Origin of the sequence: Ottowia thiooxydans (assembly GCF_040548795.1) — a bacterium.
Lineage (GTDB): Bacteria > Pseudomonadota > Gammaproteobacteria > Burkholderiales > Burkholderiaceae_C > Ottowia > Ottowia thiooxydans_A.
The window spans coordinates 66,650-91,349 of the sequence record NZ_JBEPSH010000003.1 but is presented as its reverse complement, the minus strand read 5'-3'; the positions used below and the strand labels follow the sequence as shown (position 1 = coordinate 91,349).

22 protein-coding genes are annotated in these 24,700 nt (G+C 57.9%); 10 read left to right on the top strand and 12 right to left on the bottom strand.

What is annotated here, in order from left to right; all coding sequences use genetic code 11:
• Nucleotides 1-130: 130 nt before the first annotated feature.
• Nucleotides 131-871: a TetR/AcrR family transcriptional regulator gene (locus ABIE13_RS07340; protein WP_354442482.1), complete on the top strand. Its 741-nt coding sequence runs from the start codon at nucleotides 131-133 to the stop codon at nucleotides 869-871.
• 35 nt (nucleotides 872-906) lie between these two features.
• Here ABIE13_RS07340 and ABIE13_RS07335 read toward each other — a convergent pair whose 3' ends face one another.
• Complete coding sequence (locus tag ABIE13_RS07335) at nucleotides 907-1,032, bottom strand: hypothetical protein (RefSeq protein WP_354442481.1); 126 nt, start codon at nucleotides 1,030-1,032, stop codon at nucleotides 907-909.
• Nucleotides 1,033-1,093: 61 nt separating this feature from the next.
• Between ABIE13_RS07335 and ABIE13_RS07330 the strand changes: the two genes are divergently transcribed.
• From ABIE13_RS07330 to ABIE13_RS07295, 8 genes are all read left to right on the top strand, one after another.
• Nucleotides 1,094-1,645 carry a sigma-70 family RNA polymerase sigma factor gene (locus tag ABIE13_RS07330; RefSeq protein WP_354442480.1) on the top strand — a complete coding sequence of 184 codons (552 nt, stop codon included), beginning with the start codon at nucleotides 1,094-1,096 and terminating at the stop codon, nucleotides 1,643-1,645.
• A 24-nt stretch (nucleotides 1,646-1,669) separates the two neighbouring features.
• A complete protein-coding gene (locus ABIE13_RS07325; RefSeq protein ID WP_354442479.1) occupies nucleotides 1,670-2,668 on the top strand; it encodes a FecR domain-containing protein in 999 nt (332 codons plus the stop codon).
• Between the two features lie 208 nt (nucleotides 2,669-2,876).
• Nucleotides 2,877-5,396 carry a TonB-dependent siderophore receptor gene (locus ABIE13_RS07320; RefSeq protein ID WP_354442478.1) on the top strand — a complete coding sequence of 840 codons (2,520 nt, stop codon included), beginning with the start codon at nucleotides 2,877-2,879 and terminating at the stop codon, nucleotides 5,394-5,396.
• A gap of 21 nt (nucleotides 5,397-5,417) precedes the next feature.
• A complete protein-coding gene (locus ABIE13_RS07315) occupies nucleotides 5,418-7,055 on the top strand; it encodes a PepSY-associated TM helix domain-containing protein (RefSeq protein ID WP_354442477.1) in 1,638 nt (545 codons plus the stop codon).
• Nucleotides 7,055-7,375: a DUF3649 domain-containing protein gene (locus tag ABIE13_RS07310; protein WP_354442476.1), complete on the top strand. Its 321-nt coding sequence runs from the start codon at nucleotides 7,055-7,057 to the stop codon at nucleotides 7,373-7,375. The genes ABIE13_RS07315 and ABIE13_RS07310 overlap by 1 nt, the downstream gene beginning before the upstream one ends.
• Nucleotides 7,372-8,223, top strand: coding sequence for a DUF3325 domain-containing protein (locus tag ABIE13_RS07305; RefSeq protein WP_354442475.1), 852 nt, complete (start codon nucleotides 7,372-7,374; stop codon nucleotides 8,221-8,223). Before ABIE13_RS07310 ends, ABIE13_RS07305 begins: the two co-directional genes overlap by 4 nt.
• Nucleotides 8,210-8,590, top strand: coding sequence for a hypothetical protein (locus ABIE13_RS07300; protein WP_354442474.1), 381 nt, complete (start codon nucleotides 8,210-8,212; stop codon nucleotides 8,588-8,590). Before ABIE13_RS07305 ends, ABIE13_RS07300 begins: the two co-directional genes overlap by 14 nt.
• 88 nt (nucleotides 8,591-8,678) lie before the next feature.
• Nucleotides 8,679-8,825, top strand: a complete 147-nt coding sequence (locus tag ABIE13_RS07295) for a hypothetical protein (RefSeq protein ID WP_354442473.1) — start codon at nucleotides 8,679-8,681, stop codon at nucleotides 8,823-8,825.
• Between the two features lie 115 nt (nucleotides 8,826-8,940).
• Here the strand turns inward: ABIE13_RS07295 and ABIE13_RS07290 are convergent, their stop codons facing one another.
• The 10 genes from ABIE13_RS07290 to pbpC all read right to left on the bottom strand — a co-directional run bounded on the left by ABIE13_RS07290 (nucleotide 8,941) and on the right by pbpC (nucleotide 23,411).
• A complete protein-coding gene (locus tag ABIE13_RS07290; protein WP_354442472.1) occupies nucleotides 8,941-9,915 on the bottom strand; it encodes a Bug family tripartite tricarboxylate transporter substrate binding protein in 975 nt (324 codons plus the stop codon).
• A 37-nt stretch (nucleotides 9,916-9,952) separates the two neighbouring features.
• Nucleotides 9,953-10,690 carry an enoyl-CoA hydratase/isomerase family protein gene (locus tag ABIE13_RS07285; protein ID WP_354442471.1) on the bottom strand — a complete coding sequence of 246 codons (738 nt, stop codon included), beginning with the start codon at nucleotides 10,688-10,690 and terminating at the stop codon, nucleotides 9,953-9,955.
• An 83-nt stretch (nucleotides 10,691-10,773) separates the two neighbouring features.
• A complete protein-coding gene (locus ABIE13_RS07280) occupies nucleotides 10,774-12,909 on the bottom strand; it encodes an acetate--CoA ligase family protein (protein ID WP_354442470.1) in 2,136 nt (711 codons plus the stop codon).
• A 17-nt stretch (nucleotides 12,910-12,926) separates the two neighbouring features.
• Nucleotides 12,927-13,910, bottom strand: coding sequence for a Bug family tripartite tricarboxylate transporter substrate binding protein (locus ABIE13_RS07275; RefSeq protein WP_354442469.1), 984 nt, complete (start codon nucleotides 13,908-13,910; stop codon nucleotides 12,927-12,929).
• A 43-nt stretch (nucleotides 13,911-13,953) separates the two neighbouring features.
• The gene (locus tag ABIE13_RS07270) at nucleotides 13,954-14,703 is read right to left on the bottom strand and encodes an enoyl-CoA hydratase/isomerase family protein (RefSeq protein WP_354442468.1); all 750 of its coding nucleotides are present in this window, start codon (nucleotides 14,701-14,703) and stop codon (nucleotides 13,954-13,956) included.
• Nucleotides 14,700-15,362 (bottom strand): cysteine dioxygenase, encoded by a 663-nt coding sequence (locus tag ABIE13_RS07265; RefSeq protein WP_354442467.1) that lies wholly within the window; start codon nucleotides 15,360-15,362, stop codon nucleotides 14,700-14,702. The genes ABIE13_RS07270 and ABIE13_RS07265 overlap by 4 nt, the downstream gene beginning before the upstream one ends.
• Nucleotides 15,363-15,365: 3 nt before the next feature.
• The gene (locus ABIE13_RS07260) at nucleotides 15,366-16,568 is read right to left on the bottom strand and encodes a CaiB/BaiF CoA transferase family protein (protein ID WP_354442466.1); all 1,203 of its coding nucleotides are present in this window, start codon (nucleotides 16,566-16,568) and stop codon (nucleotides 15,366-15,368) included.
• A gap of 699 nt (nucleotides 16,569-17,267) precedes the next feature.
• A complete protein-coding gene (locus tag ABIE13_RS07255; RefSeq protein WP_354442465.1) occupies nucleotides 17,268-18,011 on the bottom strand; it encodes an IclR family transcriptional regulator in 744 nt (247 codons plus the stop codon).
• A gap of 108 nt (nucleotides 18,012-18,119) precedes the next feature.
• Nucleotides 18,120-20,447 (bottom strand): molybdopterin-dependent oxidoreductase, encoded by a 2,328-nt coding sequence (locus ABIE13_RS07250; protein WP_354442464.1) that lies wholly within the window; start codon nucleotides 20,445-20,447, stop codon nucleotides 18,120-18,122.
• A gap of 732 nt (nucleotides 20,448-21,179) precedes the next feature.
• Nucleotides 21,180-23,411, bottom strand: a complete 2,232-nt coding sequence (pbpC, locus tag ABIE13_RS07245; RefSeq protein ID WP_354442463.1) for a penicillin-binding protein 1C — start codon at nucleotides 23,409-23,411, stop codon at nucleotides 21,180-21,182.
• Nucleotides 23,412-23,576: 165 nt separating this feature from the next.
• Here pbpC and ABIE13_RS07240 point away from each other — a divergent pair, with 165 nt between their 5' ends.
• Nucleotides 23,577-23,888 carry a hypothetical protein gene (locus tag ABIE13_RS07240; RefSeq protein ID WP_354442462.1) on the top strand — a complete coding sequence of 104 codons (312 nt, stop codon included), beginning with the start codon at nucleotides 23,577-23,579 and terminating at the stop codon, nucleotides 23,886-23,888.
• A 65-nt stretch (nucleotides 23,889-23,953) separates the two neighbouring features.
• On the opposite strand, the gene ABIE13_RS07235 is transcribed toward ABIE13_RS07240, so the two are convergent.
• On the bottom strand, nucleotides 23,954-24,700 hold the full coding sequence (locus tag ABIE13_RS07235) for a hypothetical protein (protein WP_354442461.1): 747 nt from the start codon (nucleotides 24,698-24,700) through the stop codon (nucleotides 23,954-23,956).

The following is a 24,700-nucleotide window of genomic DNA, read 5'->3' as shown; positions in this document are numbered from 1 at the left end:
GCACGCGGGCGGCGTTGCTCGTTCTTGCAGGCACTAGCCTGCGGCGTCCTCTCGCCTTGCCTGCGCGCCCGATGACAACCTGTTCAGGCGCGTCCAACTGCCGTTTCTAGGTTGACGCTACAGTCCTCTTATGACCGTATCCGTTAAAACAGTAAAAACGCCTTCGGTAGCCGCAGTGGCACCTGCAGTGCCACCGAAACGCCGCGGGCCTCGACCAAAAGGTGAGTCCGAGCGGCTGAGGGAAAAAATTCTTGACTGCGCCGAAAAACTCTTTGCCGAGCATGGGTTTCACGGCACATCCATTCGAGACATTGCGGCCTTATCCGAAGTGCAGCTCGCGTTGGTCGGCTACCATTTCGGATCCAAAGAGGATTTGCTGGACAGCGTGCTTGGCCGTCGTGCAACTGTTTGCTACGGCGAGCGCATGACGTTTCTTGAAGAGGCCCGCAAGCGCTACGGTAAGCGCCCGATTCCCGTCGGAGAGTTGTTCGATGGCTTTGCCGCTTGCTTTCTTGCACGCCCATCGCGCAACGACGCTGGATGGCGAAACTACGCCACATTGGTCGCCAATCTCGCCAACGCAGCGCAATGGGGCAGCCTGATCAGCAAGCACTACGATGACGGCGCCAGGGCTTACGTCAAAGAACTTCAACGCTCCTACCCGAACGCCGATTCCGAAAAAATCCACCAAGCCTTCTTTTTCATGATCGCTGTGATGTTGGCCGTTTGTGCACGACCTGGCCGAATTGAACGGCTTTCCGAAATGCAATTCAAGTCGTCCGAAGTCACACACCTGGCGCGCAGCGTCTCCCTTTTCGTGGAGGGCGGTTTTCACAACCTGGTCGCGAGTTCGGTGCGCGCCAGGCCTTAGGCGGCCAGCTTTGTGACCTTCTGGATGAAATGCGTTTATTCGGCCTTGATGTCGTAATCCTTGACGACCTTGGCCCAAGCTTTCGCGTCTTCCGCAAGATAAGCCTGGAATTCACGGATGGAGCCACCCGCAGGGCAGGTCTCAGGATTGCATATAATCAAATGAGAATGATTCCTGTTTGTGTTTTTGAAAGCAGGATCCGTCCAGCTTTCGCCTACACCTATGCCCGCTGCACCCAGTCCTGCGCTCGCTGAGATATCTGCCCTATACGTCGATCATCACGGATGGCTACAAACCTGGCTTCGACGCCGTTTGGGCTCTGCCGCGGAAGCAGCTGATCTGGCCCAGGACACTTTCGTTCGATTGCTCTCGGGTCATACTGGCCGTGTGTTTGCCAGTGCCCTTGAAGCCAGAGCTTACCTGAGGACCACCGCAAAAAATCTGTGCATCAACCTTTGGCGCAGGCAAGAGATAGAACGTGTCTGGCTGGAGATTCTGGCCGCGGCGCCGGAGGTCGCCTATCCCTCTGCGGAAAGGCAAGCCATCGTTTTGCAGGCGCTGGAGGAGGTTGGTCTCATGCTTCAATCCCTTTCACCAAAGGCTTGTCAGGCCTTTACATTGGCGGTGGTGTGTGACATGACGGACGATGAGGTCGGAGCTGAACTCGGCATTTCGGGCCGCATGGTGCGCAAGTATGTGGCCCAAGCCATGCTGGGTTGCCTGAAGCTCGGTGCCTACCAGACCACTCTCGAATTGCGCCAGGAATCCCCCTAGCAAGGGACCCGTATGGCTTCAAGCATGGCAACTCCCTCTCTGTCCGAAGCTCCGTCGCACGACGATCTGGAGCAAGCAGCATATTGGTATGCCTGCCTGCGTGATGGCAAGGCCGGCGCCTCAGATCGTGCTGCTTGGCGAGCCTGGCTAGACGCGGCGGATGCGCATGCCACTGCATGGAGATACGTCGAAGACATCAGCCGGGCATTTGAGCCTGTACGAACGCTTCCCAACCCTCGCGGTGCGGCCAGGCAGCTGGTCGCTGCCAACGACAGGGTCCGCACACGAAGGCGTGTTCTAACAAGTTTGGGCCTGACAGTCGGGAGTGGTTTGATGGGGTGGTTGAGCTGGCAGCACTCGTGGCTGCCGGCAGAGGTGATGGCACTTGGAGCAGATCATCGAACCGTGACAGGAGAGCAGCGCCAGCTCAAACTTTCAGATGGCACCCAGCTCTGGCTCAATACCGCTAGCGCTGCAGACATACTTTTTAACCCGAGCGAGCGCCGGATCTCTCTGGTGGCGGGTGAGATTTTTGTGGAAACCGCGCAGGATCCCAGGCCTTTTCTGGTGCAAACGCCTCAAGGTCAATTGCGCGCCCTGGGAACCCGATTCAACGTGCGTCTATCCGAGCTGGCCACGCAATCTGCCACGCAATTGGCCGTGTATGAGGGAGCGGTGGAGATCAGCTTGGCGGGACGTGGCGAGGCCGTGATCGTGTCTTCAGGCCAGCGGACAAGCTTTACCAGCGGCAAGCTGGACTTGATCCGCCCGGCTGACGCTGCTCGGGAAGCCTGGACACAGGGCACGGTGGTGGCAGACAACTTGCCGCTGCGTGAATTGGTCAAGGAACTGGGACGCTACAGAAAGGGCCACCTGGGTGTTTCCGACTCTGTGGCCAACCTCGTGGTGTACGGCAACTTCCCCTCTCAGGATTCCAATCGCGCTTTGAATATGCTGGTTTCGGCCTTGCCTATCCGAATAGAACAACGCTTTCCTTGGTGGACCACGCTGGAAGCCTTGTAGTAGTTTTCTTGAAAATATTTGCAGATTGAGGTTCCGGGTTTTGGTGTCTCATTGGTTCTATCCCTTGAGAAGACGATTTCGCCGTTGATCCAGCAACCCAGGGACGATGCATACCGAGGCACATGGCTGTGCCTGCCGAGGCAGTCAGATGGATGGTGATTCGTGGTCTTCGCTTTGTTGATCACCTATTTTTTGAACAAATCCATCCATGTCGCGACGTCCATCAAAATGCAGCTCCAAACCGAGTTACAAGGTTCTTAAACGCGGACTGACCGTTCCACTTTTTCTACTGGGAACGATGGGAAGTCTGTCATTGGCTCCCCATGTTCGCGCTCAAAGCATTACCGCCCAAGCTACAAAAAGCTACGACATTCCCGCGGGGCCTTTGAGCCAGGCCTTGACTCGGTTTTCCAGGGAAGCAGGCATCTATCTGGTAGGAAACGGTCAGATGGTCGAAGGTAAAACCAGTGCCGGCCTCAAAGGTTCCTTTAGTGTGCACGCGGGACTGTTTGAGCTGCTGGCCAATACCGGGCTGGTGGCAGTTGTGCAGGCCGATGGGAGCTATGGCTTGCGTTCGGCGCAGACGGTTTCACAGGTCAATTCGGAAGGAGCCGCCACGCTCAATACCGTGACAGTGAAAGCGCCGTCTCAGCGACCTGAGACGACAGAAATGACTGGAAGCTATGCGGTGGGCGGACCCTCCACTACGGCCACCCGTTTGCCCATGACTCTGCGGGAGACTCCACAAACCATCAGTGTGATGACCCGCCAGCGCATGGACGATGAAGGCATGGACAGCATAGAAACCGTGTTGGACAGGACTCCCGGGATTTCAGTGCAGAACATCGGGGCCAGCAGGTTTTCGATACTCTCGCGCGGCTACGACATCGACAACTATCAGTTCGACGGTATTTTGACGGCGACGGACATCGTCTCGCAAAACGTTCCGCAGTCGCAAGCTGACCTGGCCATCTACGATCGCGTAGAGGTTCTGCGTGGCGCGGCCGGATTGCTGGCCGGAGCGGGAAACCCGTCTGGCACCATCAATCTGGTTCGCAAGAAGCCCACGCGCAGCTTCCAGGGCTATGCGAGCCTGACTGGGGGCAGTTGGGGGCGAGGCCGAGCGGAGGTGGATCTATCGGGCTCTCTCAATTCCTCCGGCAGCCTTCGCGGACGACTGGTGGCCGCTCATGAGCAAGGGGGGACGCACATTGACTGGTACAAGCAGAAGAAGAGTGTGCTGTATGGGGTAATGGAGGCCGATCTGACGCCGCAGACATTGCTCACGGTGGGGATGGATTATCAGAGTAACGACCCTCGCGGCCAATCTTCTACCGGCCTGCCTTTGTTCTACAGCAACGGAGAGCAGACCAACTTCAATCCGGCTACCAATGCTGCGGCACGGTGGAAGAAAAACGAAATGGACGTCTACAACACGTTCATGAAGCTGGAGCACTACTTTCCCAATGAGTGGAAGTTGGGTCTTTCCGCCAACTACATGCAAGGCCGCCGCGATTTTTCGGGCGCTGATGCGAGCTGGGGCTTTCCCGATAAATTGACTGGCGAAGGCGTGCGCTTGTATGGCGGGCTTGGATCCGCGCGGCAGCGTCAAGGCGGGGTGGATGCACAGCTTCAAGGTCCGTTTGAGTTGCTTGGCCGCCAACATGAAGGTGTGTTTGGCTTCAATTGGTCTGATTTCAAGAATTTCCACGAACCTCAGCGTGGTGCGGCGATTGAAGGCCGTTACGTCAATATCTACGAATGGGACAACGAGACCGCCGGTCCGACCATCACGGGCCAAAAGCTTTATGACTACGACGGTTGGCAAAAGCAAGGTGGTGCCTATGGTGCCGTCCGCTTCAAGCCTCGTGACGATCTGACTTTCATTGCGGGTGCTCGAGTGAGCAACTACCGCTACAGGCTTTCGCTGGCCTATACCGCGGCGGCTTCTGCGGCCAACAACCGTGTCACCAACATGCACGAAACCGGCGTAGTGACGCCTTATGCCGGTGTGGTCTACAACGTCAATGAGACTCACTCGGTGTATGCGAGCTACACCAGCATCTTCAAACCGCAAAGCAGCCGCGACAGAAACGGTGACGTCCTGGCCCCGCGCGAAGGCAACAACTTCGAAGTCGGCTTGAAGAGCGATTGGCTGGGCGGCAAATTAACCAGCACGGTTGCCTTGTATGAGATTCGCCAGAACAATCTCGCCGAAGTCGACAGCGGCCAGACGGTTCCAGGAACTTCACCAGCGGAGGCTGCCTACCGTGCGGTCCAGGGTGCCCGGACGCGTGGAATAGATGTCGAGCTCAATGGCGAGCTGGCGCGCGGATGGCAACTTAGCGCCAGCTACAGCTATGGCACCACGGAAGATGCTAACGGCCAACGCATTCGCACCATATTTCCCCGCCAGATGGCCAAGTTGTGGACCAGCTACCGATTTCCAGGAACATGGAGCAAGTTGACTCTGGGTGGTGGTGTCAACTGGCAGAGCCGTATCTATTACTCTGCGACATCGTCAGGGCTCGCGTTGTATGGGCAGCAGAAAGCCTATGCGGTGACTGGCCTCATGGCGCGCTATGACTTCAGTCCGCAGCTGTCACTTACCCTGAACGTGAACAACGTGTTCAACCAGAAATACCTCCAGGGCCTGGACACCACCTTCTACACCGGCATTTACGGACCTACGCGCAATGCCCAACTGACTGCACGCTACACCTTCTGAACTTGACGCTGGAGCTCATTAGTGAAAGCACATTTGCGCCAATCGATGGCCTGGCTCCATACCTGGGTGGGGCTGGCGGCTGGCTGGGTCCTCTTCTTTGTGTTTGCGACGGGCACGCCAGGCTATTTTCAGCAAGAGATTACGCGTTGGATGCAACCTGAGCGTGCGATGGAGCAAGGCCACAATGCACAGCAGGTCCCCCACTCGCAAATGCTTTCTTTGGCGATGGACAGGTTGGAAAAGGTTGCTCCGGCTGCAGCGTACTGGCGCATCACGTTGCCGCACGAATCATTGGTGCCTCGTGGGTGGCAGGAGTTGGCTGTACGGTGGGAGGACATGCCCGGACCAGGACGTGAGAGAGGCACAACCGGGAACGAGGTGCTCGATCCTCGCACAGGCGCTGTACAGTCCTTTGGCATCGAGCCGCGCAGCACTCATGGTGGGCTGGGGCTCTACCGGATGCACTATGAACTTCGGTACATGCCGTTTGACTGGGCGGTACGCATCGTCGGGATTTGTACCATGTTGATGCTGTTGGCCATTGTCAGTGGGGTGATCACACACAAGAAGATTTTCACGGACTTCTTCACTTTCCGCCCGAACAAAGGACAACGCAGTTGGCTGGATGCGCATAACGCCATCAGCGTGGCGGCGCTGCCGTTCTTTCTGATGATCACGTATAGCGGACTGGTCTTTTTTCTTTTCCTCTACATGCCCGCAGGCAGAGACCTTCTGTATGGCAGCGGCCCGATGGCCAACAAGGTCTACTACGACGAACTCCTGGACCGGGTTCACACGCGCTTGCCTTTAAAACGCCCCCAAGCTGACGTGTCCGAGCTGGTGAAACAGGCAGAAGCGCAATGGGGGAGGGGAACCGTCGCCACGGTGGTGCTGGAGCATCGAGAGGGCGAACCCCCGGTGATCACTATCTCGCGCATCAACCATGGCAGCCTTGACTTCTTCAATCCACCAAAGTTGCGCTTTGATGCGAACACTGCATCGCTATGGACGCCCGAGGTCACTCCCGGGGGGAGCGCCCGACTGGTTCAAGTCGTCACTTTGAATTTGCATGAAGGTCTGTTCGTGGATATCTGGGGACGCTGGCTGTTTTTCCTGGCAGGGCTGATGGGCTGCGCGATGATTGGCACCGGAATGGTTCTGTGGACAGTTAAACGCAGACGGCATCATCTAAGTTTGGCTGAAGAGCGGCAGGAACATCTTGGGCTACGCCTGGTCGAGACGCTGAATGTCGCGACTATTGCGGGGCTGCCTTTGGCGATAGCCGCCTATTTCTGGGCCAACCGTCTGCTTCCTGTCAGTCTTGTGAGCAGGGCGGATTGGGAAATTCATGTGGTTTTCGCTGTATGGCTGGCTACCTTGTTCTACGCGCTCGCGAGGCCCGTGTCACGCGCCTGGGGGGAGCTGTTTTGGCTGGGTTGTCTGGCCTATGCCGCGATACCCATTCTCAATGCCATCACGACGGAGAGGCACCTTCTGCGAAGCTTCCAAACGGGGGATTGGGTTTTTGTGGGATTTGAGCTCACTGTGACAGTGCTGGCGGCCGTATTGGCACTGATGGCCATCAGGGTCAAACGCAGGCTTTCGGCTGCTCATCAAGCTCGTCCCTGGGTCCCTCCACTCTCTGGCCAGGAGTCTTGATGAACAACCAAGGTCACACGGGTCGATCTTTGGGCGAGGCTGCGAGCTACCGGCTCGCTGTGGCATCGCGTGTGCTTGCGGCGGTTATCGGCGGATACGCGCTGACCTCCGTGATGGTGATGCTGCTTTCGGTTATCTGGCCGGCACCTCGTGCGCAAGCGGTGATGTGGGCAAGTATGCTCAGTTTTGCTCTCTATGCGGCTGTCACAGTCTGGGTCTTTGCCACCAGCAGCGCCACGCGCGCCTGGGTGGGGCTGTTGACTGCTACAGCCGTCGTGGCCTTGCTCCTCTGGCTTTTCAGGGCAGGAGCGGCGGCATGAGCATCTTGGCCATCAGCGTTACTCACCTTGGCTTGCTCGTCGTGGGTTTGCTGGGATTTATTGCTCTGGCGGTAGCCACGGACAGGCACGGGGCCCAGATTTTGGGACGAGAGCCTGGCTCCACGCTTCGCCGGTTGGCTCGGGGCGCGGGCTGGGTATTGCTGGCAATTTCCTTGGGGTGGGGCGTCTTTGTACTGGGGCCCGGTATTGGCATCACACTCTGGTTGGGTTGGCTGAGCGTGGCTGCGTTGGCGTTGGTCTTTGGGATCCCGCGTTGGTCGCGCCAAACTTCTGCCTATGAACACCCCGTAAAACTTACCCCCGCACGCGCTCGGCTTGAGCTGCCCATTCAAAGGCTGGGAGCGCACCGATTCCTGGCAATGACGTTGCTTGTGGCTGGCGTCCTGGGGTTCAGTGTTCTATTGGTTCGCGAAGGCTCCAGGCCGACACAACGTGAAAGTGCAATTTACGGCAAGGCCGGTCCCTGGAGCTTTACGTTGGAAGAGTTTGATCGCGAGGCGCCTGAAATCATGGCCATGGGCGTGGCAATGAAGACATTTCGTCTGCGCTTTTGCGAAGAATGCGATAAGCATATCCGGCAAGCGACCCTCAAGGTCAACCGCCCACATGGCCCGCGCGCGACAGGCATGGCCTTCATAGGGCAGCGTTGGGACCGCAAGGCGGAGATACCGCTTCCAGATACATTGCGTGCCGAAAGCGAACTTTGGCTCACCGTCGTCGGAAAAGACGGAAGTATTTACCAGAATGCCTGGAGAATGGACCGGGTCTCTCCATCTACGGTAGCTTGGTTCGAGCAGCAAAGGAATTCATCGAATGAAACTCCGTGAATTGTTTTTCAACGGCCCGCGCTGGGCTTGCGCGGCGTTTGCTCTGCTGGCTCCCTATGGTCCCGGCGTATTTGCACATGAGCCTGTCGCTCGTTGCTGGCTTCTTGATGAAGACCTGGTGCGTTGCCGTGGTCTGACCAACGATGGTGATGCCTTGCCAGGTGCTCAAATGGACGTCATGACACATAGCGGGCTTACGGTGGTGCAAGGCAAGCTGGACCGTGATTCAACGCTCACCTTCCGCAAGCCGCAAGAGCCTTTTTATGTGTTGTTTGAGATTGGCCCCGGGCTGCAGGCCATTGTGGAGCAAGAAGAAATACGCTCACCTTCGGCGAGGGAGCGCAAGGAGACGTGGCTACGGCGCTGAGGGCGAATTCAGCAGCCTAACAATTCTTACAAAGGCTTTTCGATTGCATCATTCGACAGACCTCAGAATACGCGCAAAAGGATGTCCCATGAAAAACATACTCTCACTGGCTGCTGCCATATTGCTTCTGAGCGGTTGTGCCGTGTACCACGATGGTCGCTACGACGATGGATACAAGAAAAAGCCCCATCCTCACGGCTGCCCGCCGGGCCAGGCCAAGAAGGGCAATTGCTGAAAAATCGCAACTGCCATGGCCTGATGGGGTGATTGTGAAACCTTAAGCAATCGAGACGATTTCCAGCCGGTAGCCCGGTAAAGGGCTGCTGGCTAAATGCGTAAGCCTATAAGTTTCAATCGGCCTTGATGCCTTCTTTCTGAATCACATCTTTCAGATAGTTCGCGTCTTGCTGCACGCGCTTGCCGAAATCCGCTGGCCCTTCGAAATCAGGGTACATGGCAGAAAGCAGCAGCTGTTCACGCACGCCTGGAGAAGCCAGAACCTTGCGTGTTTCCTCAGCCATACGCGCCACAATGGCTGGTGGGGTGCCCTTGGGTGCGAACAATCCAAACCAGCTTGGAACGTTGACGTCGAAGCCTTGCTCCTTCAGGGTAGGTACATCGGGCAGCTGTGGATTGCGTTCATCACTCGCGGTGGCCAAACCCTTGAGTTCTCCTGCTTTAACGCGGGGTGCAGGTACGGGGTCATACATCACGTCGATGCGGCCGCCAATCATGTCGCTCATGGACTCAACCGCGCCTTTATACGGAATATGCGTGACTTGAATTCCGGTTTGCTTGTGCAGTAACACGCCCGTCAGGTGAACAATGGAGCCCACGCCATTAGAGGCAAAGTTGTACTTGTTGGGATTGGCCTTCGCGGCTGCAACGAATTCCTTGTAGTTGGAAAACGGAGCATCCTTTCGGGCGGAAACCAGACCGTAGGATGAGCTGAGCTTGGCCACAGGGGCGAAGCTTTCCCATGTGTAGCTGGTCTTGCGCAAATAAGGCGCAACGGCTACGGTGGCCGTGGGGCCAACGAAGAAGTTGTAGCCATCAGGCGCGGCCTTGGAGGCGTATTCTGTTCCCAGAATGGCTCCCGCACCCGGCTTGTTCTCAACGATGATCGGTTGACCCAGCGCTTTGGAAAGACGATCACCGATAAAGCGCGTGATGATGTCGGAAGAACCACCCGGAGGGTAGGGTGTCACGAAGTGAATGGGCTTGTTGGGCCAGTTGGCTGGTGCCGACTGGGCCATGGCTGTGGTGAAGGTGGCAGGCAGACTGGCCAATACCAACATGCTGATGAGGCGTCTCTTATGAATCATATGTCTCCTAGCGAATATCTTGAGGTAGTTTGGTAGATCAGCTACCTGTGAACTTGGGAGCGCGTTTTTCCTTGAACGAGGCGACGCCCTCCTTCACATCGTTGCTGGAGGCAATGCGGTCCAGCATGGCGCGCTGCGGGTAGTGCTGCGCAGAGGGCGACACGGGCAATGTCCCTGCAGCGATTGATTTCATCGCCTGAACGACCAATGGCGCGTTTCGGGCGATCTTGCCGGCCAGTTCCAGAGCGGAGGTCATGCCCTGGCCCTTGGGCACAACGCGGTTGACCAAGCCGATTTCATAGGCACGCTGGGCGGTCATGGGGTCACCGGTCATCAGCCATTCGAGGCCGGCTTTGTATTGCATACGGGGTGGAAACCCGGCCATGATCCCTGCGAAAGCGCCAATCTTGGCCTCAGGGTAGATGAACTGCGACTGTTCTTCGGCCACGGCCATATCGGCCAGCATGACCATCGTGGCGCCTGCTCCTACCGCGAAACCGTTCACGGCGCAGATGATGGGCTTGTCGCAAGGCACCGAGAGATTGGGCATGCAGGTCCAGACATCGCGCGGCATGTCCTTGAGGTCTGCTCCAGCGGAAAACGCCTGGTCGCCAGCGGCGCCCAGCACAGCGACCCGGTCATCGCTCTCTGCGAAACGGCGCCATGCGGCGTGCAGGCCTTGGACCACAGCATTGTTGATGGAGTTGCGAGCTTCGGGGCGGTTGATGGTGATGCGTGCAACGCCGTCAACGCTTTCGTATGTGATTTCTGACATGACTGGTCTCCTATATGTAAATGAATGGATGCTTGTGAAAACTGAAAGCCAGGCACGGCAGATTGGATGTGCCTGGTTCTCGCTTAGGCCAAGGTGGCCCTTGCATCCGCCGCGACGATGCGGTCGCCTGCGACGAAAAGCGGATTGATGTCGAGTTCGCGCAAGCGGCCATTAGAGATGGCTGCCAGTGAACCCAGTCGAACCAGCACGTCAGCGATGGCATTCAGGTTGGCGGGCGGGCGGCCACGGAAGCCGGTCAACAGGGCGCGGCTGCGCAACCTGCCCAGCATGGCCAGGGCCATGTCGTGAGACAGCGGCGCTGGCCAGAGCTGGACGTCTTTCATGAGTTCGACCAGCACACCGCCGGCGCCCACCATGACCAACGGGCCAAACTCGGGATCATTCTGAATGCCCAGGATCAACTCGGAATCGGCACGCCACATCTCGGTAACGAGATAGCCGTCGAGTTTGTTCACGCCTGCTGCTCGCGCTGCGTCTGAAATAGCCTTGCAGGCTTCGCGCACGGCCTCATCGCCTTGCACGCCCAGACGAACGCCGCCAATGTCGCTCTTGTGCACAATCTTCGCACTGACCGCCTTGATGGCGACAGCGCTGCCAATTTCCTTGGCAGCACTGACAGCGGCTTCGGCATCAGCGGCAAAAGACCAACGCGTGGTGGGAATGCCGTTGGCTTCGAGCAGGCGCCGCGCGTCAGGCTCCGTCAGGAAGCCGCTGGGCAAGTCCGCAGGGATGCCGCTGTCTGATAGCGGAGCAACAGCCGGTTGCGGTTCAGTGCGGTGCGCCAGTACGGCGAGAACTTTCAAGGCGTCATGCAGGCTGTCGAAGTAGCCCAGCCCTGCTTCACGCATCATTTTGCGGGCGATCTCACCATGGTTGCCTGCACCTTGAACGAAGGCCAGCGGCTTCTTGGAGCGGTTGGCGGCTGAGATGGCTGCTTTCACCACCATCTCCTGACCTGGTTGCGTAGTCAGGAGCAAAAGGCCGGCACCCACATTGGGGTCGGACATGGCGCGATCAAGGGCGATGCCGATGGAGCCGCCAGCGACCTCAGGGTCTGGCGTCGCTTGATGGTTGAGCATGCCGAAGTCGAACGGCAGCTGACGATGGGTAGCAGGCAAGACGGATGAAACGGCTTGCACGGTGGCATCGGACAGCTGCGGCAATTCAAGGCCGTGCGCTTCCAATCCGTCAACCAGCAAGGCGCCGCCGCCCCCGGAGCCCGAGAACACAGCGACATTGTTCGAGGTGCTGCGCTTGCCGAGCTGCAGCATCTGCGCGCCTTGCAGCAAATCGTAGATGGACTCGAAAAGGTAGACACCCCAGCGCCGGCAAGTGGCCTCAAACGATGGCCATGCACCAGCCAGGCTGGCAGTATGCGAAGCAGCAGCGCGTGCGCCGGCTTCGCTGCGGCCTGACTTGGCCACACACACGGGCTTGCCGACTGTGGCGGCGCGCTCCAGCAAAGCGGTAAAGCGCTGAGGATCCTTGATGCCTTCGATGTACAGCGTGATAACTTCAGTCTTTGGGTCATCAATCAGGTACTCAAAGAAATCATTCAGATCCAGATCGGCCTGGTTGCCCACGGATATGGTGGAAGAGAAGCCTGCACCGATATCCACCCCCCGCGAGATCATGGCGCCCATCAGAGCGCCGCTCTGGCTGGCCATGCCGATGCCGCCTACAGGCAGCTTGTCGACCGTGCCCATCACTACGCCGGTAGTGCCGCACAGATTGTGATGAGCGTTCATCAGGCCCATGCAATTGGGACCAATCAGGCGCACACCTCCCGCACGGGCGATAGCGACCAATTCTTCTTCATCTGCACGGCCTTCGGGACCGGTTTCAGCAAAGCCAGAGGTGATGCACAGTGCGCACCCCACCTTCTTGGCCACACAGTCCTCAAGAGCTGCCTTGATGTGCTCACGTGGCAACAGAAGGATGGCAAGGTCAACGGGGCCGGGGCAATCCTTGACAGATTGATAGGCCGGCAGGCCCAGCAGTTCGGTGGCTCGGGCATTGATCGGATAAATAGGGCCGTTGTGCTGGTGCTTCATCATATAGCGCAGCAGGCGACCGCCCCATTTGGTCTCGTCCCCGGAAGCGCCAACAATGGCGACTCCGGTGGGGTGCAGGATCTGGCGAACGGTTTGATTGGGAGTCACAGGGAAAATTTTCTGAACGGAATCGGGTGTGGTCATGGGCAGGAAGGGTTCAATCAATTGCCGCGAATGCCGATGGCAGGCAGCAGCTGTGCAAGCATTTTCTGGTCGGACAGTATGGCCTTCTTGAATTCTTCCGGAGGCGTCCAGGCTGCGATGGTGTTGGCTCGGACCATGGCGTCCTGCAATTCCTTGGTTTCCAATGCTTTTTGCAGCGCATTCGCCAGCTTGTCCATGATGGGCTTGGGCGTACCCTTTGGAGCCATCAGCCCCCATCCTGCTCCTCGTGTGAGGTTGATGTTGTAGCCCGTCTCGGAAAGAGTTGGCACGTTGGGAAGATCTGGATGGCGCTTTTTGTAGAACACAGAAAGCGGCTGAATACGGTCGGATTTCACCATGGGGGTTGCGGCGCCGTCGATGATGAAATCGATCTCTCCCGCCACCAGATCATTGACCGCAGCGACTGAACCCTTGTAAGGAACATGCAGTACCTTGATTCCCGTGTCGTGTGCGAGCGTCAGGCCGAACACGTGACCAGCAGATGCTTCGCCCGCGGAGCCGAAGGAGAGCTTGCCCGGGTTGGCTTTGGCATAGTCGATGAATTCCTTCATGGTCTTGATGGGCAGTGTCTTGCGAACGGCCATCACGGCAATATAGTCAGCCACTCCGCCTGCGGTCTCAAAGCTGTCAAAGCTGTAGTTGAGCTTGCGCAGGTTGGGCAATTGTGTGTAGCTGCTGGACGCTGCCATCAGCAGTGTGTTGCCATCGGGCGCGGCGTTCGCAACAAACTCAGTGCCCACTTGCGTGGTGCCACCTGGCTTGTTGTCGATGAAGATGTTGGCGCCCAGTATCTTGCCCATGTGATCTGCCACCAGACGAGTCAAGATGTCTGAAGAACCTCCGGGTGGAAAGGGCACTACCATGCGAATGGGCGTTGAAGGCCAGGCAGCTGCTTGCGCAGAAGCTTTTGCACCCGTCAGCAAAGATGGAAACATGACGGCCAGAGGGGCCAGCAGGCGTAGGCGTTGTGGTTTGCTCATGATCTTTCCTTCAATAAAAAAAGGTTGTCTCCGGGATCGGTAGTTACTTACGAGGTTTGCTGCTGTTTTTGTATTTTTCAAGCCGGTCTGCCAAGCCAGGCAGTGCGGCGGATCTCACCAGCGCGGTGAGATCAGTGGGACTCTGGTCCGGCCGGGTGGCGGCCTTGAGTTGCGCATAGGTGGATCGATCCACGGCCAGCGCGGGAAGTTCCTCGCGCCAGCGGTCAGATTCGCCCAGAAGCGCAGTGGCCAATCCGGCAGACACAGCGTTTTCTGCGTCGATGCGGCGACCGTGCGCCACCCAGTCCATGGCGCGTGGCTGCCCCACCAGGGTGGCAAGTCTGCGCGTACCCAGAACCAGCCCAAAACCAGCGCCTGGAAAGCGCCATTCGGTTTGGGGGTTTGCATAGCGCAAGTCACATGCTGCGAAAAGGTCTGCACCCGCTCCCCAGGTGCGGCCCTGCGCTACCGCCACCGTGCGCAATGGTGCATTCCATAGCAGGGACAGCAGGTGCTCAATTCGGGCAAAGCGCCAGAGGAGGGGGCCGTCAGTTGCTGCGCGGCTGACGATACCTTCCTCGCCAGCTTCCGGAGGCTGTGCGCCCAGATCAAACCCGGTGCAGAAATGCGAGCCGGTGGAAGTCAGTACCAGCGTGTGGACGGATTGATCGGCCACGCACTCCGTGATCCAGGCGATCAGGTTTTCCACCATGGATTCTGAAAGCGCGTTGCCTCTTGCCGGGTTGGCAAGGGTCGCGACCGCTACCTGATCTACGTTCGAAAACTCGATCACGCCCCCTCCTTTTGAATGCGCTCACGGACGATGTGCGACACATCCCAGATATTGGGCATTTGCGGCGACGAATAGCCCGAAACGAAGGGTTTGATCGCCCCGCTTTGAAGATCGAACACGTGCCGAGAGACAGCGCCAATATTGCCGCCATAGACGTGGATACTGATCGAGACGCGATCGTCGTAGACATTGGATACCTGATGAATATCACCCGTACTCGGTGACACCAACTCGATATCACCAGGAGACAGGGTGGCAGCGTCACCATGAGGTACGAGTTCACCAACGCCATTTTTTGTGAAGCTCTGACCAATTTCCCCACCGCGAAGCATTCCAATCAGGCCCCACACCATGTGGTCGTGCACAGGCGTACGCTGGCCGGGCCCCCACACAAAGCTGACGACGCTAAAGCGCTCCAGTGGATCGCAGTGAAGCAGATATTGCTGGTAGTGCTCGGGGTGAGGCTGCGCCGCCGATTCCGGCAGCCAGGTGTCGTTGGCAATCAATGTAGCCAGGGCAGCGCGAACCGCCTCAACACGTTCAGGCTCGGGTTGATCCTGTTCCACGATACGGGTGGTCGTGGCAATGAATTCGCGCAGGGGCGCGAGCGACTTGGCTTGGACGAGTGGATCGATCCGGGGCTCAGCAGCAGTGTTCATTCTTCAGCTTTCTACAGTGGTGGGCGTGCTCTCATAGAGGGTTCTAAGCACTTTGCCATGTTCATTGAGCGCTGGAGGCCGTGTGTTGACTTCAATCACATCGCCGTCAAAGCGCACAGGACATCCTACTGTGCGGGTCTCTGTTCCGCCTGGCAAGCTCATGGGGTGAACCAGTTGCAGGTGTTCGGCCTGAGGGTCTGCCAGTGCTTCGGCGAACCCGTTGATTGGCGCGGAAGGCACACCAGCGTCAGCAAATCGGCTTACCCAGTCCTTGATGCTGGCGTTGGCAAACTTGACTTCCAGCAGGTCTTTCAGTGCGTCCTGGTTGGCTGCACGCAGACCTGGGGTTCCGAAGCGCTCGTCTTCCAGCAGCTCGGGCGTATTGGCCACTTCGCAAACCGAACGCCACAGCTTGTTGTTGCCTGCGGCGATAGCGAACCAGCCATCTGAGCATTTGAATGCACGGTAGGGGGCATTGCGAGGGTGGGCAGAGCCCAGGCGACGCGGGTTGCGGTCGGTTCCGAAGTACTCGCTGGTCTGAAGCGCGCCCACGGCCAGGGTCGTGGCGAACATGGGGACATCAATATGGCAGCCTTGGGCGTTTTCACCACCACCGCGCAGTCGGGCCAGGGCCGAGCTGATCGAGAAAGCGGCGTATAAGCCAGCCGTGAAATCGGCAATGGGGACTCCGCATTTAACTGGGGCGCCGTCAGCCTCGCCGGTCACGCTCATCACGCCAGCGGCTGCCTGCATGGTCAAGTCAAAGCCACCTTCACCGGAGCGTGGGCCATCCTGACCGTAAGCTGAGATCGAGCAGTAGATAAGCGATGGCTTTTGCTCTTTGAACCAGGACCAGCCCAGACCCAGGCGCTCCATGGCTCCAGCCCGATTGTTCTCGACCAGAACGTCTGCCTCAAGTACCAGGCGGCGTGCCAATTCCAGATCGGCCGGGTTCTTCAGGTCCAGTGCAATGGAGCGTTTGGAGCGGTTCAGAGAAGCAAAATTTTCTGAATCACCGTTTTTGATCGGCGGCCATTGGCGCAGGGTGTCACCTTCCAGTGGCTCGATCTTGACGACATCGGCACCGTAATCAGCGAGCAGCATGCCGCAGAAAGGGCCTGCAGCCACTTGGCAGAACTCGACGACCTTGACCCCGGCCAATGGGTGGCCTGAACTTGTCATATTGGAGGTGGATTGGTTATTCATGTAGATGTTTGAGTGGATGCTACTCTGTTCTATATCGCAAAGAAATCTTTCTATATATGTGAACGAGCTGGTTGCCCCAGCTTGCGCATCAGATGCTCAGAGCGGTCCACCAACTAAGCGGCAGATGGCGGCTCGGCGTGGTGCGATCCCCTGACCCTGGCAGAGGAAGTTGTTCTGAATGCCTCCAATTTTTCCACAATATAGAATTTGTATTCCATATAAATGAAAATCTTATCGGGAATCAGAGTGGAGTGTCAACCCTATTAACGCAAAGAGACCTGTTCCTTGAAGGCAGATCGATGCCATCTGTTGGTCTCGTGGTCGGTGGGGGTATGCGTATCGCAGTTCTGACACCCGGACCGTGGTCGCCAGGAGTCATGGTGGCGAAAAGAGCGCGAGTGAGAAATTCGAGGAAAAAGTGAACTCGTCGGAGAAGCCGCAACGGCTCGATGAGGGCCGTTGAGTCACGCACTGTAGCCGCCGCTCCCTTTGTCTCCCGCGGTCCTTGGGAGCAATCGCCGTCCGAGACTGGAAGCTTTCTCCGACGTGCTGCTATGGAGGTTGCTCTGAACCCTGGATTTCCTGGCTTCGGTTTTTTGTTCAGGAGTTGGCTGCAGCGCTCGCGGTCTGGACCTTCACCGCCCCTGGGAGGGGCGTTGCTTTGGCTCAAGCCGACCTTTGAATGAAATGAGTGCGGTATTAACCGCGTGCCAGTCTGGTGGAGATGGCTTGTGCCGCTGCCTGTACCTCTACGGCCAGCCGCTTGATGATGGGCTGTTTGATACGCACTGAGGGGCCTGAAACGCCCACTGCTGCAAGTACAGTCCCTTCGCTGCTCAGAATGGGCGAAGCGACTCCCCACACGGTTTCGCGCCATTCACCCCGGTTGACGGCGAATCCGTTTGCGCGGATGCGTTCGAGTTCGCTCAGGAACTCCGCAGGCTTGGTGATGGTTTTGTCTGTGTGCTGAACTAAGCGCTGCGAGAGATCATGAAGATAGGACTCTTTTTGCCACGCGAGAATAGCTTTGCCTGTGGCCACGCAGTGAGCGGGTGCTCTGCCTCCTATTTCAGAGTACGCTCGTACGGGTTCAGGACTGTCGAGTTTGTGGATGTAGACCACTTCGTTGCCATCGAGTACCGAAAGGTGCACCGTCTCACGCGTGTTCTGCAGCAGCAGCTCCATCGCTTCCCGCGCGGCGCTTTTGATTGTCAGACGCGCTTCCAATGCCGTGCCCAGCTCCCAGAGCTTAAGGGTGGCTTGGTAGGTCCCACGAATCTCATTCTTCTGTATGTAGCCTAATTCGACGAGTGCTTGCAGTAAACGATGGACATTGCTCTTCCCCAGATCCAGCGCCACGGCGAGTTCCGTGACGCCGAGAGCCGTTTCGCTGCGGGCGAGATGCTCCAACAGCTGCAGTCCCTTGATAAGTGTGTTGTTCATTCTTGCTTTCCACCTCATCGGTGAGGATTTTTGGATGATAGCAATGCACCTGCGGGCGGTTCGGTCTTGCAGCTTCTCGGTTGGGCGGCAGTGTTTGAAGAGGCGCTCCTACGCAGGTGCAAATGCGGGCAGTTCGAAAGCCTGCATGGGGGGCACCTCACCTTCAAATTTCTCGATCTGCACCAGGCATGTCTGGGCCGTACAACCTTGCGATAGGCGAGAGGCGCCAACGTCACGCGTCAGTGTGTTGGGGTTGCCGTGGCGGTCTGGCTGCGCAGAGTCACCCAGGCGCTGAGGGTCCCACCAGGCGCCGGTGGAGAGCTTGACCACGCCGGGCATGATGGCGTCAGTGACCACCGCGCCGGCCAGGCAGGCGCCCCGGTCGTTGAACACACGCACGATGTCTCCGTCCGCAATGCCGCGCGTCTGCGCATCCTGGGAAGACAGCACAATCGGCTCACGTCCTTTGATCTTCTTGGAAAGGCTGTAGGCGGAAAAATCGAGTTGGCTGTGCAGCTTGGTGAGCGGCTGATCCGACAACATGTGAAGGGGGTACTCGCGTGCCTTCTCCGAGCCTAGCCATTCGGCAGGTGGATACCAACGCGCATAGCCTGGGCAGTCGTCATAGCCAAACTCAGCCACCTTGTCGTTGAAAATCTCGATGCGGCCGCTCGGAGTTTTCAACGCGTGGGCATCCGGATCTTCCCTGAAGTCCTGCAGCATGACGGGTGGGCGCTTAGGCAGCGGAAGGCGCAGTGCACCAGCTCGCCAGAAGTCGTCGTAATCGACAAGTTCATGGCCGCGCCCGCGCATGACCACGGCCCATGAGTCATACATCTGCCGCAGCCACTGAGCGGAACTCAGGCCTTCAGTAAACGTTTGCTCGGTGCCCAGACGGCGGGAGATGTCGGCGAAGATGTCGTAGTCGTCGCGAGCTTCGCCCGGAGGCGCTTCGACTCGACGCATGGCCACCAACAGGGGCTCCCGCGACGAAAACCCGAGATCGTCGCGCTCCAGCGAGCTTGTGGCTGGCAGAACGATGTCTGCCATCTTGGAGTGATAGTTCCAGACCTGTTCATGCACGATGATGGTCTCTGGCTTTTCCCAGGCGCGGACCAGACGATGCAGATCCTGGTGGTGGTGGAACGGGTTACCGCCCGCCCAGTAGACCATGCGGATATCGGCGTAGGTGTGACTGGCGCCGTTGTAATCAAATTTCTCTCCAGGGTGCAACAGCAGATCAGCAATGCGTGCGCAGGGAATGAAGTCGCTGATGGGGTTTTTACCTTGAGAGAAGGTAGGTCCGGGCAGTTTGTCAAAAGGGCTGCCCATGACATTGGCAGGCCCGTAGCCTATCCCGAAGCCACCACCGGGCAGACCGATCTGGCCCAACAGGGACGCCAGGGCGATGCCGGCCCAAAAGGGCTGTTCACCGTGGTCTGCACGCTGAAGCGACCACGCCAGATTGATCAGGCTTCTTTCAGCCGCCAACTCACGTGCTAGCCGGGCGATGCGCTCGGCAGGCATGCCAGAAATCGCAGAAGCCCATTCGGCTGTCTTGGGCGTTCCATCAGTCTCGCCCAGCACATAGGGTTTCCATTTCTCAAAGCCGTGGGTGTATGTGTGCAGGAAGGCTTCGTCGTGAAGCCCATTGATGATGACTTCATGAGCGAGCGCGAGCAAGACTGCAGTGTCTGTATTCGGACGGATGGGAATCCATTCCACAGAAGCATCAGGCAAGGGCAGGTCGGCCCTTACCGGGCCTATATGGACAAAGCGGCATCCGTTGGCGGCCAGGGCTGCAAGTCCGCCCGGCGCGTGGTGAGTCATGGCGCCGCCTGCGTTGACCTGCGCATTCTTGGTCACGACGCCGCCGAAGGTGAGGAAAACTCGCGTGTGCTGAGCCAGCACATCCCAACTAGTGTGCGAATCCTTGAGGTAGTCCATTTCGGCTACGATGTGCGGAGTTACGACGCGCCCCGCGCCCAGGCTGTAGGAATCTGTATGCCTGACATAGCCACCTGCGGCATTGAGGAACCGGTGGACCTGGCTCTGCGCGTGGTGAAACCGGCCTGCGCTGGACCAACCGTAGGAGCCGCCAAAAATGGCGCTGTTGCCGTGAGCGCCGATGACGCGTTGCATTTCCTCTGCGACTAGGTCGAGTGCGGTTTCCCAGCTCACTTCGACGAAGCGGTCAGAACCGCGGCCGCTGCGGCTGCGGTCCTTTAGCCAACCCTCGCGAACTGCAGGGCGCTTGACGCGCAGTTTGGACCTGTAGGCGTCCAGCATGGACAGCCCGATTTCGGAAGGGTGAGGGTCTTCGCGCCAGGCGTTGAGAGCCGACTTGTCCTTCTGGCGCGTAATTTCATAGGCTCCCCAATGGGAAATTGCGAGATCGCAGTCCAGGGTAGGGATCAAAGTCTGAGATTGATTCATGAATGTTCTGTATATTGGAAATCAATTTCCGTATTTCAACATGGTACTTCTAGGTCTATAAATGGTCAATCAGGGCTTGTCAGCGCTTATGGGCGATGCGGAGCTTGCTGCGGCCCAGAAGATGCCAAGCTGGAGCTTGGCGCTCCCAGGTCAACAGCCCGCTTCGCGAAATCCATCATGAATGTAGCGGGGTGCTTGATGTGACCGCGAAGGTTGATGGAGGCTGACCCCCTGGGAGCGCCAAGCTCCAGCTTGGCAGTTGGGGCGTTTGTTGCGGTCAGAAATTGCCACGCTGGAGCTTGGCGATCCCAGGGGACAGCCCGGAGGGCCTTGGCGCATTAGCTGAAGATGCTTTGGCTTCCGAGGCTTCAACCCAAGAGAGGACGGTATTCGCTGGGACCGCCGAGCTCCTGCTCGGCATGCGGCGTTCGCTAAAGGCCAGAAGATGCCGAGCAGGAGCTCGGCGGTCCCAGGGGGGAACAGCCGGGAGGGCCTTGGTGCATTTGCTGAGGATGCTCAAGCTTTCGAGGTTTCGATACAGGAGAGGAGGGTATTTCCTGGGAGCGCCAAGCTCCAGCTTGGCAATTCGGCCTTTGCAGACAACCGAAAATGCCAAAGTGGAGCTAGGTACCGTCATTACCTCAAAGTCCTTTGGGCAGTGGGGCGAATGGCCGGAGGCCAAGCGCCAAGTCCAGCAGATGCCTCAGCGCCTGCAGGTGTCTTCTTCCTTGCTCACCTTCTGGCGGCCGTTGCCTTGACTCCAGCGCCACGCACTTCGATGCTCAATTCGTCCTGCACTTCTCCACGACCATCACGAAGCTGTACCTTGTGTCGACCTGGCCAAGGCAACCACTGCGCGCGCGCGCCCCGGCCTACCTCGCGCGCACCTATGAACCAGCGCAGTGACGCAGACGAGGCGGTGCCTGCGTCGGCCTGTAAGGTAAGTCGCTGGCGGGTAGGGGGAATATCAGGGTCCAAAGCCAGGATGGTGCCATTTGCCGGACTCAGGATGCGGGAGGGCACGGCAAGGCGTTCATCGCCGTTCGCGCGCTGCATTGCACGTGCATTCGTGTTGGCAGCCATGGGAGAGGCGTTTTCATTGACAGCGAAAAGCGCTTGCTCTGTCCCCGATAGAAACCACTCTGATCGGGCTGCTTCCAGCTGCTCGCCAAAACTGACAGCAGTCTGCACAACCCCAGCAGGCGCACGCGGTGCGATGGACGGCGTGCGCGCATGGAGCTCGCGCATCAGCGCCGCCCACACGGGCGCAGCGCCGCTGGTTCCGCTGACGTCCCACATCGCCTTTCCACTCGCGTTGCCTATCCAGACCCCCACGGTATAGCGCTGGCTGTAACCGACAGCCCAGTTGTCCCGCATATCTTTGCTGGTTCCGGTTTTCACGGCTGTCCAGAAGCGTGTAGCCAGGATGGAGTCCGTACCGAACGTGCGCGCGCGCGCATTGCCATCACTCAAGATGTCCGAAATGACGAAAGTGGCCGCCGGGTCCAAGGCTGCGGTGTACGCAAGGGGTTTGGCCGAAGCTTGGCGAGGTTGGTAAGCCACGGGGCTGAAGCGCCCCCCGTTGGCCAGCGTACGGTAAGCGTTCGTCAGTTGCAGCAATGACACCTCAGCGCTTCCTAGAGCCAGGCTGTAGCCGTAGTAGTCTCCAGGCTGTCGCAGGTCCATGCCCAGCGATCGAAGTTGCCTGGCAAATGCGGCTGGCGACACCATGACCAAAGTGCGAACTGCGGGCACGTTGAGTGAGGAAGCCAGCGCTGTACGTGCTGAAACCCAGCCCTTGAACTGCCTGTCATAGTTCTGGGGAATGTAGAGGCCACTGGCGGTCGGCAAGTAGGCAGGAGAGTCATCGAGCAGGGAAGCAGCCGTCAACCTTCGCTCTGCAATGGCTTGTGCGTACAGAAAAGGCTTGAGTGTGCTGCCAGGCTGCCGCTGCGCCAGCACGCCGTCGACTTCGGACGCGGCACTCAGGCTACCCGTAGACCCTACCCACGCCAGGACATCACCAGAGGCGTTATCAAGCACCACCACGGCACCGTCTTCCACATTGCGTCCGCGCAGTTCCTTCACGTGCTGCTGCAGGCCTTCCATGGCAATCCGTTGCAGGCGGGCATCCAGCGTGCTGCGGATTGGGGCTGAGGGTGCCTTGTCTGAAGCAGCGACGGCCTTGCCGTTGATCTCTTCCTGCTTTGCGTTGGTCAACAAACGTCTGGAAAGATGAGGTGCAATGCCTTCGCTGGCTGCATAGGCACGGCGAGCCAGCGAAATCTCGGTTTGCATTTCAAGCGTCAGGCAATCCGTTTTTTCGCGCGGACCGCGCATGGCCTTGAGCACGCCGCACGCCCGCTGAGCTACCGCGGCGGGACGCGCATTGGGTGATCGCACCAGTGCGGCTGCCAGCGCAGCTTCATTGTCATTCAGGCCATGCGGTGCCTTGTCAAAGAGAGTTCGGGACAGGGCATCTATGCCGACCAGTTCCCCCCTGAAAGGCACGAGGTTCAAATAAGCTTCGAGCACTTGGTCCTTGCGCCAGCGGGACTCCAGGCGCGTGGCCATCACCGCCTGGCCTATTTTTTGGCGCAGGTTGCGGCTACCTCCCAAGCGCAGGTCATCATCAAGCAGGCCCGCCAATTGCATGGTGAGCGTAGAGGCTCCACGAGTGCGCGTATTCCAGAGATTGGCCCAGGCGGCTGCGGAAACTGCCCGCCAATCCACCCCGGAGTGCTCATAAAAGCGTTTGTCCTCAGATAGAACCAGGGCCGTGCGCAAGGACGGCGACACGTCTCCCAATGCAATCCATGGGCCGCGCCGCACGGTAAGGTCCGTTCGAACACGCTGAAGCAGTTCTCCTCGGCGGTCCAGGATCAAGGTTTCAGATGGCTGGTGCGAACTGCGAACTTCGTCAAAGGTGAGTGCTTGGGCGACGGGCGCGCTTAAGACTGCCATAGCAACGAGCGCCAGCCCTATGACGCGCGCACCCCATGGGCGCCCGGACCTTGATAGACGAAGCGACGAAATCATAGGGGTTAATTCTGCCTTGTCCTACAGCCACCAACGTGCGATGAGCCTACTCTTTTACACACCGCAATTGACGGCAATAAGGAGATCAAGATGTCAGCACAATCACCTAACAAGCCCGGCGCTCCGTTTGATCCGGAAGTTCATCACGCATACTGGCGTGAAAAGTACCAAGGTGAAGCGTACTATGTCGAAGGTTATACGTACGACGACTATGAGCCCGCCTACAGAGCAGGTCTGGAGTTTGTAACCAAGAACCCAGACGGCAACTACGATGAACACGAAAGCACTCTAGCCCACGATTGGTCGATTTACCGCGGTGACTCGCGTCTGGATTGGAAAGAAGCGAGCCAAGCTGCGCGTGCAGCGTGGGAGAGAGCAAAAATCCATCGGATGGAAAGTTAGGCTTCACTGTGGAGGCTCACTCCAAGCCTGCTTTGATTTTAGACGGGCACGGACTTTTCCGAGGCCTAACGGCTAAAGCTGTATTTAAACGGTCTCTTGCCCACTGATGTTTTTATTCGTTCTCGCATGGAACGCGTGCATCTTTGAAGCGACGAAGTCAAATCCTTGACGAATGAGTTGAGCTGACTTTCGATTTCTGCTTCTGAAACAGTGAATCCTGCCTCGGGCTTCGTCTGAATGGCGGCAACTTCAAAGAGGTCGTCGTCGCGCGCAAAAATCTGGCGTACAGCCATCGACTGAAAACTGTCATTCAAAGTCGAATAGGTGTTAATGATCAGTGGAAATGGACCGCCTTCAGGATGAGCCTCAATATTTTTATGCATTAATCTGATAGTAGAGCCAAAGTCGGTTTGATTCAGAGATAGGTGGTGCTGGTCAGGTTGCACTATGGAATGGCTTGCGAATGCTTTTGAGTTGAGTTCAAATTGAGCCGCAATGTGTTCTTCCGAAGTTATGCTTTTGGGGAATTTTGAAAATGCAACCGCGACCATCAGGTTGTTTGGGTAATAAACGGTGCCTAGATATATTCTGTTGTTCGAATACATCCGGGCTGTATGCTTGGTCGCCAGTTCTGGCATAGGTGCGGTTGCGCAATATACGCCAGTAAATAGAATGTCACCATTCCACCGCATCTCTGCACTCGTTACTATGTCGGGCGCTGCGGTTGAAATTTCGTAGGTCTTTCGCCCGATTTGATTGCTGCAGGCAGAACAAAATATAGCTAAACAAATAATTATTACGAAGTTTCTCAT

What these genes read in the sequence shown, in the direction of transcription:
- ABIE13_RS07290 (WP_354442472.1), bottom strand. Translation starts at nt 9,915, where the DNA reads ATGATTCATAAGAGACGCCTCATCAGCATGTTGGTATTGGCCAGTCTG.
- ABIE13_RS07295 (WP_354442473.1), top strand. Translation starts at nt 8,679, where the DNA reads ATGAAAAACATACTCTCACTGGCTGCTGCCATATTGCTTCTGAGCGGT.
- ABIE13_RS07280 (WP_354442470.1), bottom strand. Translation starts at nt 12,909, where the DNA reads ATGACCACACCCGATTCCGTTCAGAAAATTTTCCCTGTGACTCCCAAT.
- ABIE13_RS07330 (WP_354442480.1), top strand. Translation starts at nt 1,094, where the DNA reads ATGCCCGCTGCACCCAGTCCTGCGCTCGCTGAGATATCTGCCCTATAC.
- ABIE13_RS07275 (WP_354442469.1), bottom strand. Translation starts at nt 13,910, where the DNA reads ATGAGCAAACCACAACGCCTACGCCTGCTGGCCCCTCTGGCCGTCATG.
- ABIE13_RS07325 (WP_354442479.1), top strand. Translation starts at nt 1,670, where the DNA reads ATGGCAACTCCCTCTCTGTCCGAAGCTCCGTCGCACGACGATCTGGAG.
- pbpC (WP_354442463.1), bottom strand. Translation starts at nt 23,411, where the DNA reads ATGGCAGTCTTAAGCGCGCCCGTCGCCCAAGCACTCACCTTTGACGAA.
- ABIE13_RS07260 (WP_354442466.1), bottom strand. Translation starts at nt 16,568, where the DNA reads ATGAATAACCAATCCACCTCCAATATGACAAGTTCAGGCCACCCATTG.
- ABIE13_RS07320 (WP_354442478.1), top strand. Translation starts at nt 2,877, where the DNA reads ATGTCGCGACGTCCATCAAAATGCAGCTCCAAACCGAGTTACAAGGTT.
- ABIE13_RS07305 (WP_354442475.1), top strand. Translation starts at nt 7,372, where the DNA reads ATGAGCATCTTGGCCATCAGCGTTACTCACCTTGGCTTGCTCGTCGTG.
- ABIE13_RS07300 (WP_354442474.1), top strand. Translation starts at nt 8,210, where the DNA reads ATGAAACTCCGTGAATTGTTTTTCAACGGCCCGCGCTGGGCTTGCGCG.
- ABIE13_RS07250 (WP_354442464.1), bottom strand. Translation starts at nt 20,447, where the DNA reads ATGAATCAATCTCAGACTTTGATCCCTACCCTGGACTGCGATCTCGCA.
- ABIE13_RS07255 (WP_354442465.1), bottom strand. Translation starts at nt 18,011, where the DNA reads ATGAACAACACACTTATCAAGGGACTGCAGCTGTTGGAGCATCTCGCC.
- ABIE13_RS07265 (WP_354442467.1), bottom strand. Translation starts at nt 15,362, where the DNA reads ATGAACACTGCTGCTGAGCCCCGGATCGATCCACTCGTCCAAGCCAAG.
- ABIE13_RS07240 (WP_354442462.1), top strand. Translation starts at nt 23,577, where the DNA reads ATGTCAGCACAATCACCTAACAAGCCCGGCGCTCCGTTTGATCCGGAA.
- ABIE13_RS07235 (WP_354442461.1), bottom strand. Translation starts at nt 24,700, where the DNA reads ATGAGAAACTTCGTAATAATTATTTGTTTAGCTATATTTTGTTCTGCC.
- ABIE13_RS07285 (WP_354442471.1), bottom strand. Translation starts at nt 10,690, where the DNA reads ATGTCAGAAATCACATACGAAAGCGTTGACGGCGTTGCACGCATCACC.
- ABIE13_RS07310 (WP_354442476.1), top strand. Translation starts at nt 7,055, where the DNA reads ATGAACAACCAAGGTCACACGGGTCGATCTTTGGGCGAGGCTGCGAGC.
- ABIE13_RS07340 (WP_354442482.1), top strand. Translation starts at nt 131, where the DNA reads ATGACCGTATCCGTTAAAACAGTAAAAACGCCTTCGGTAGCCGCAGTG.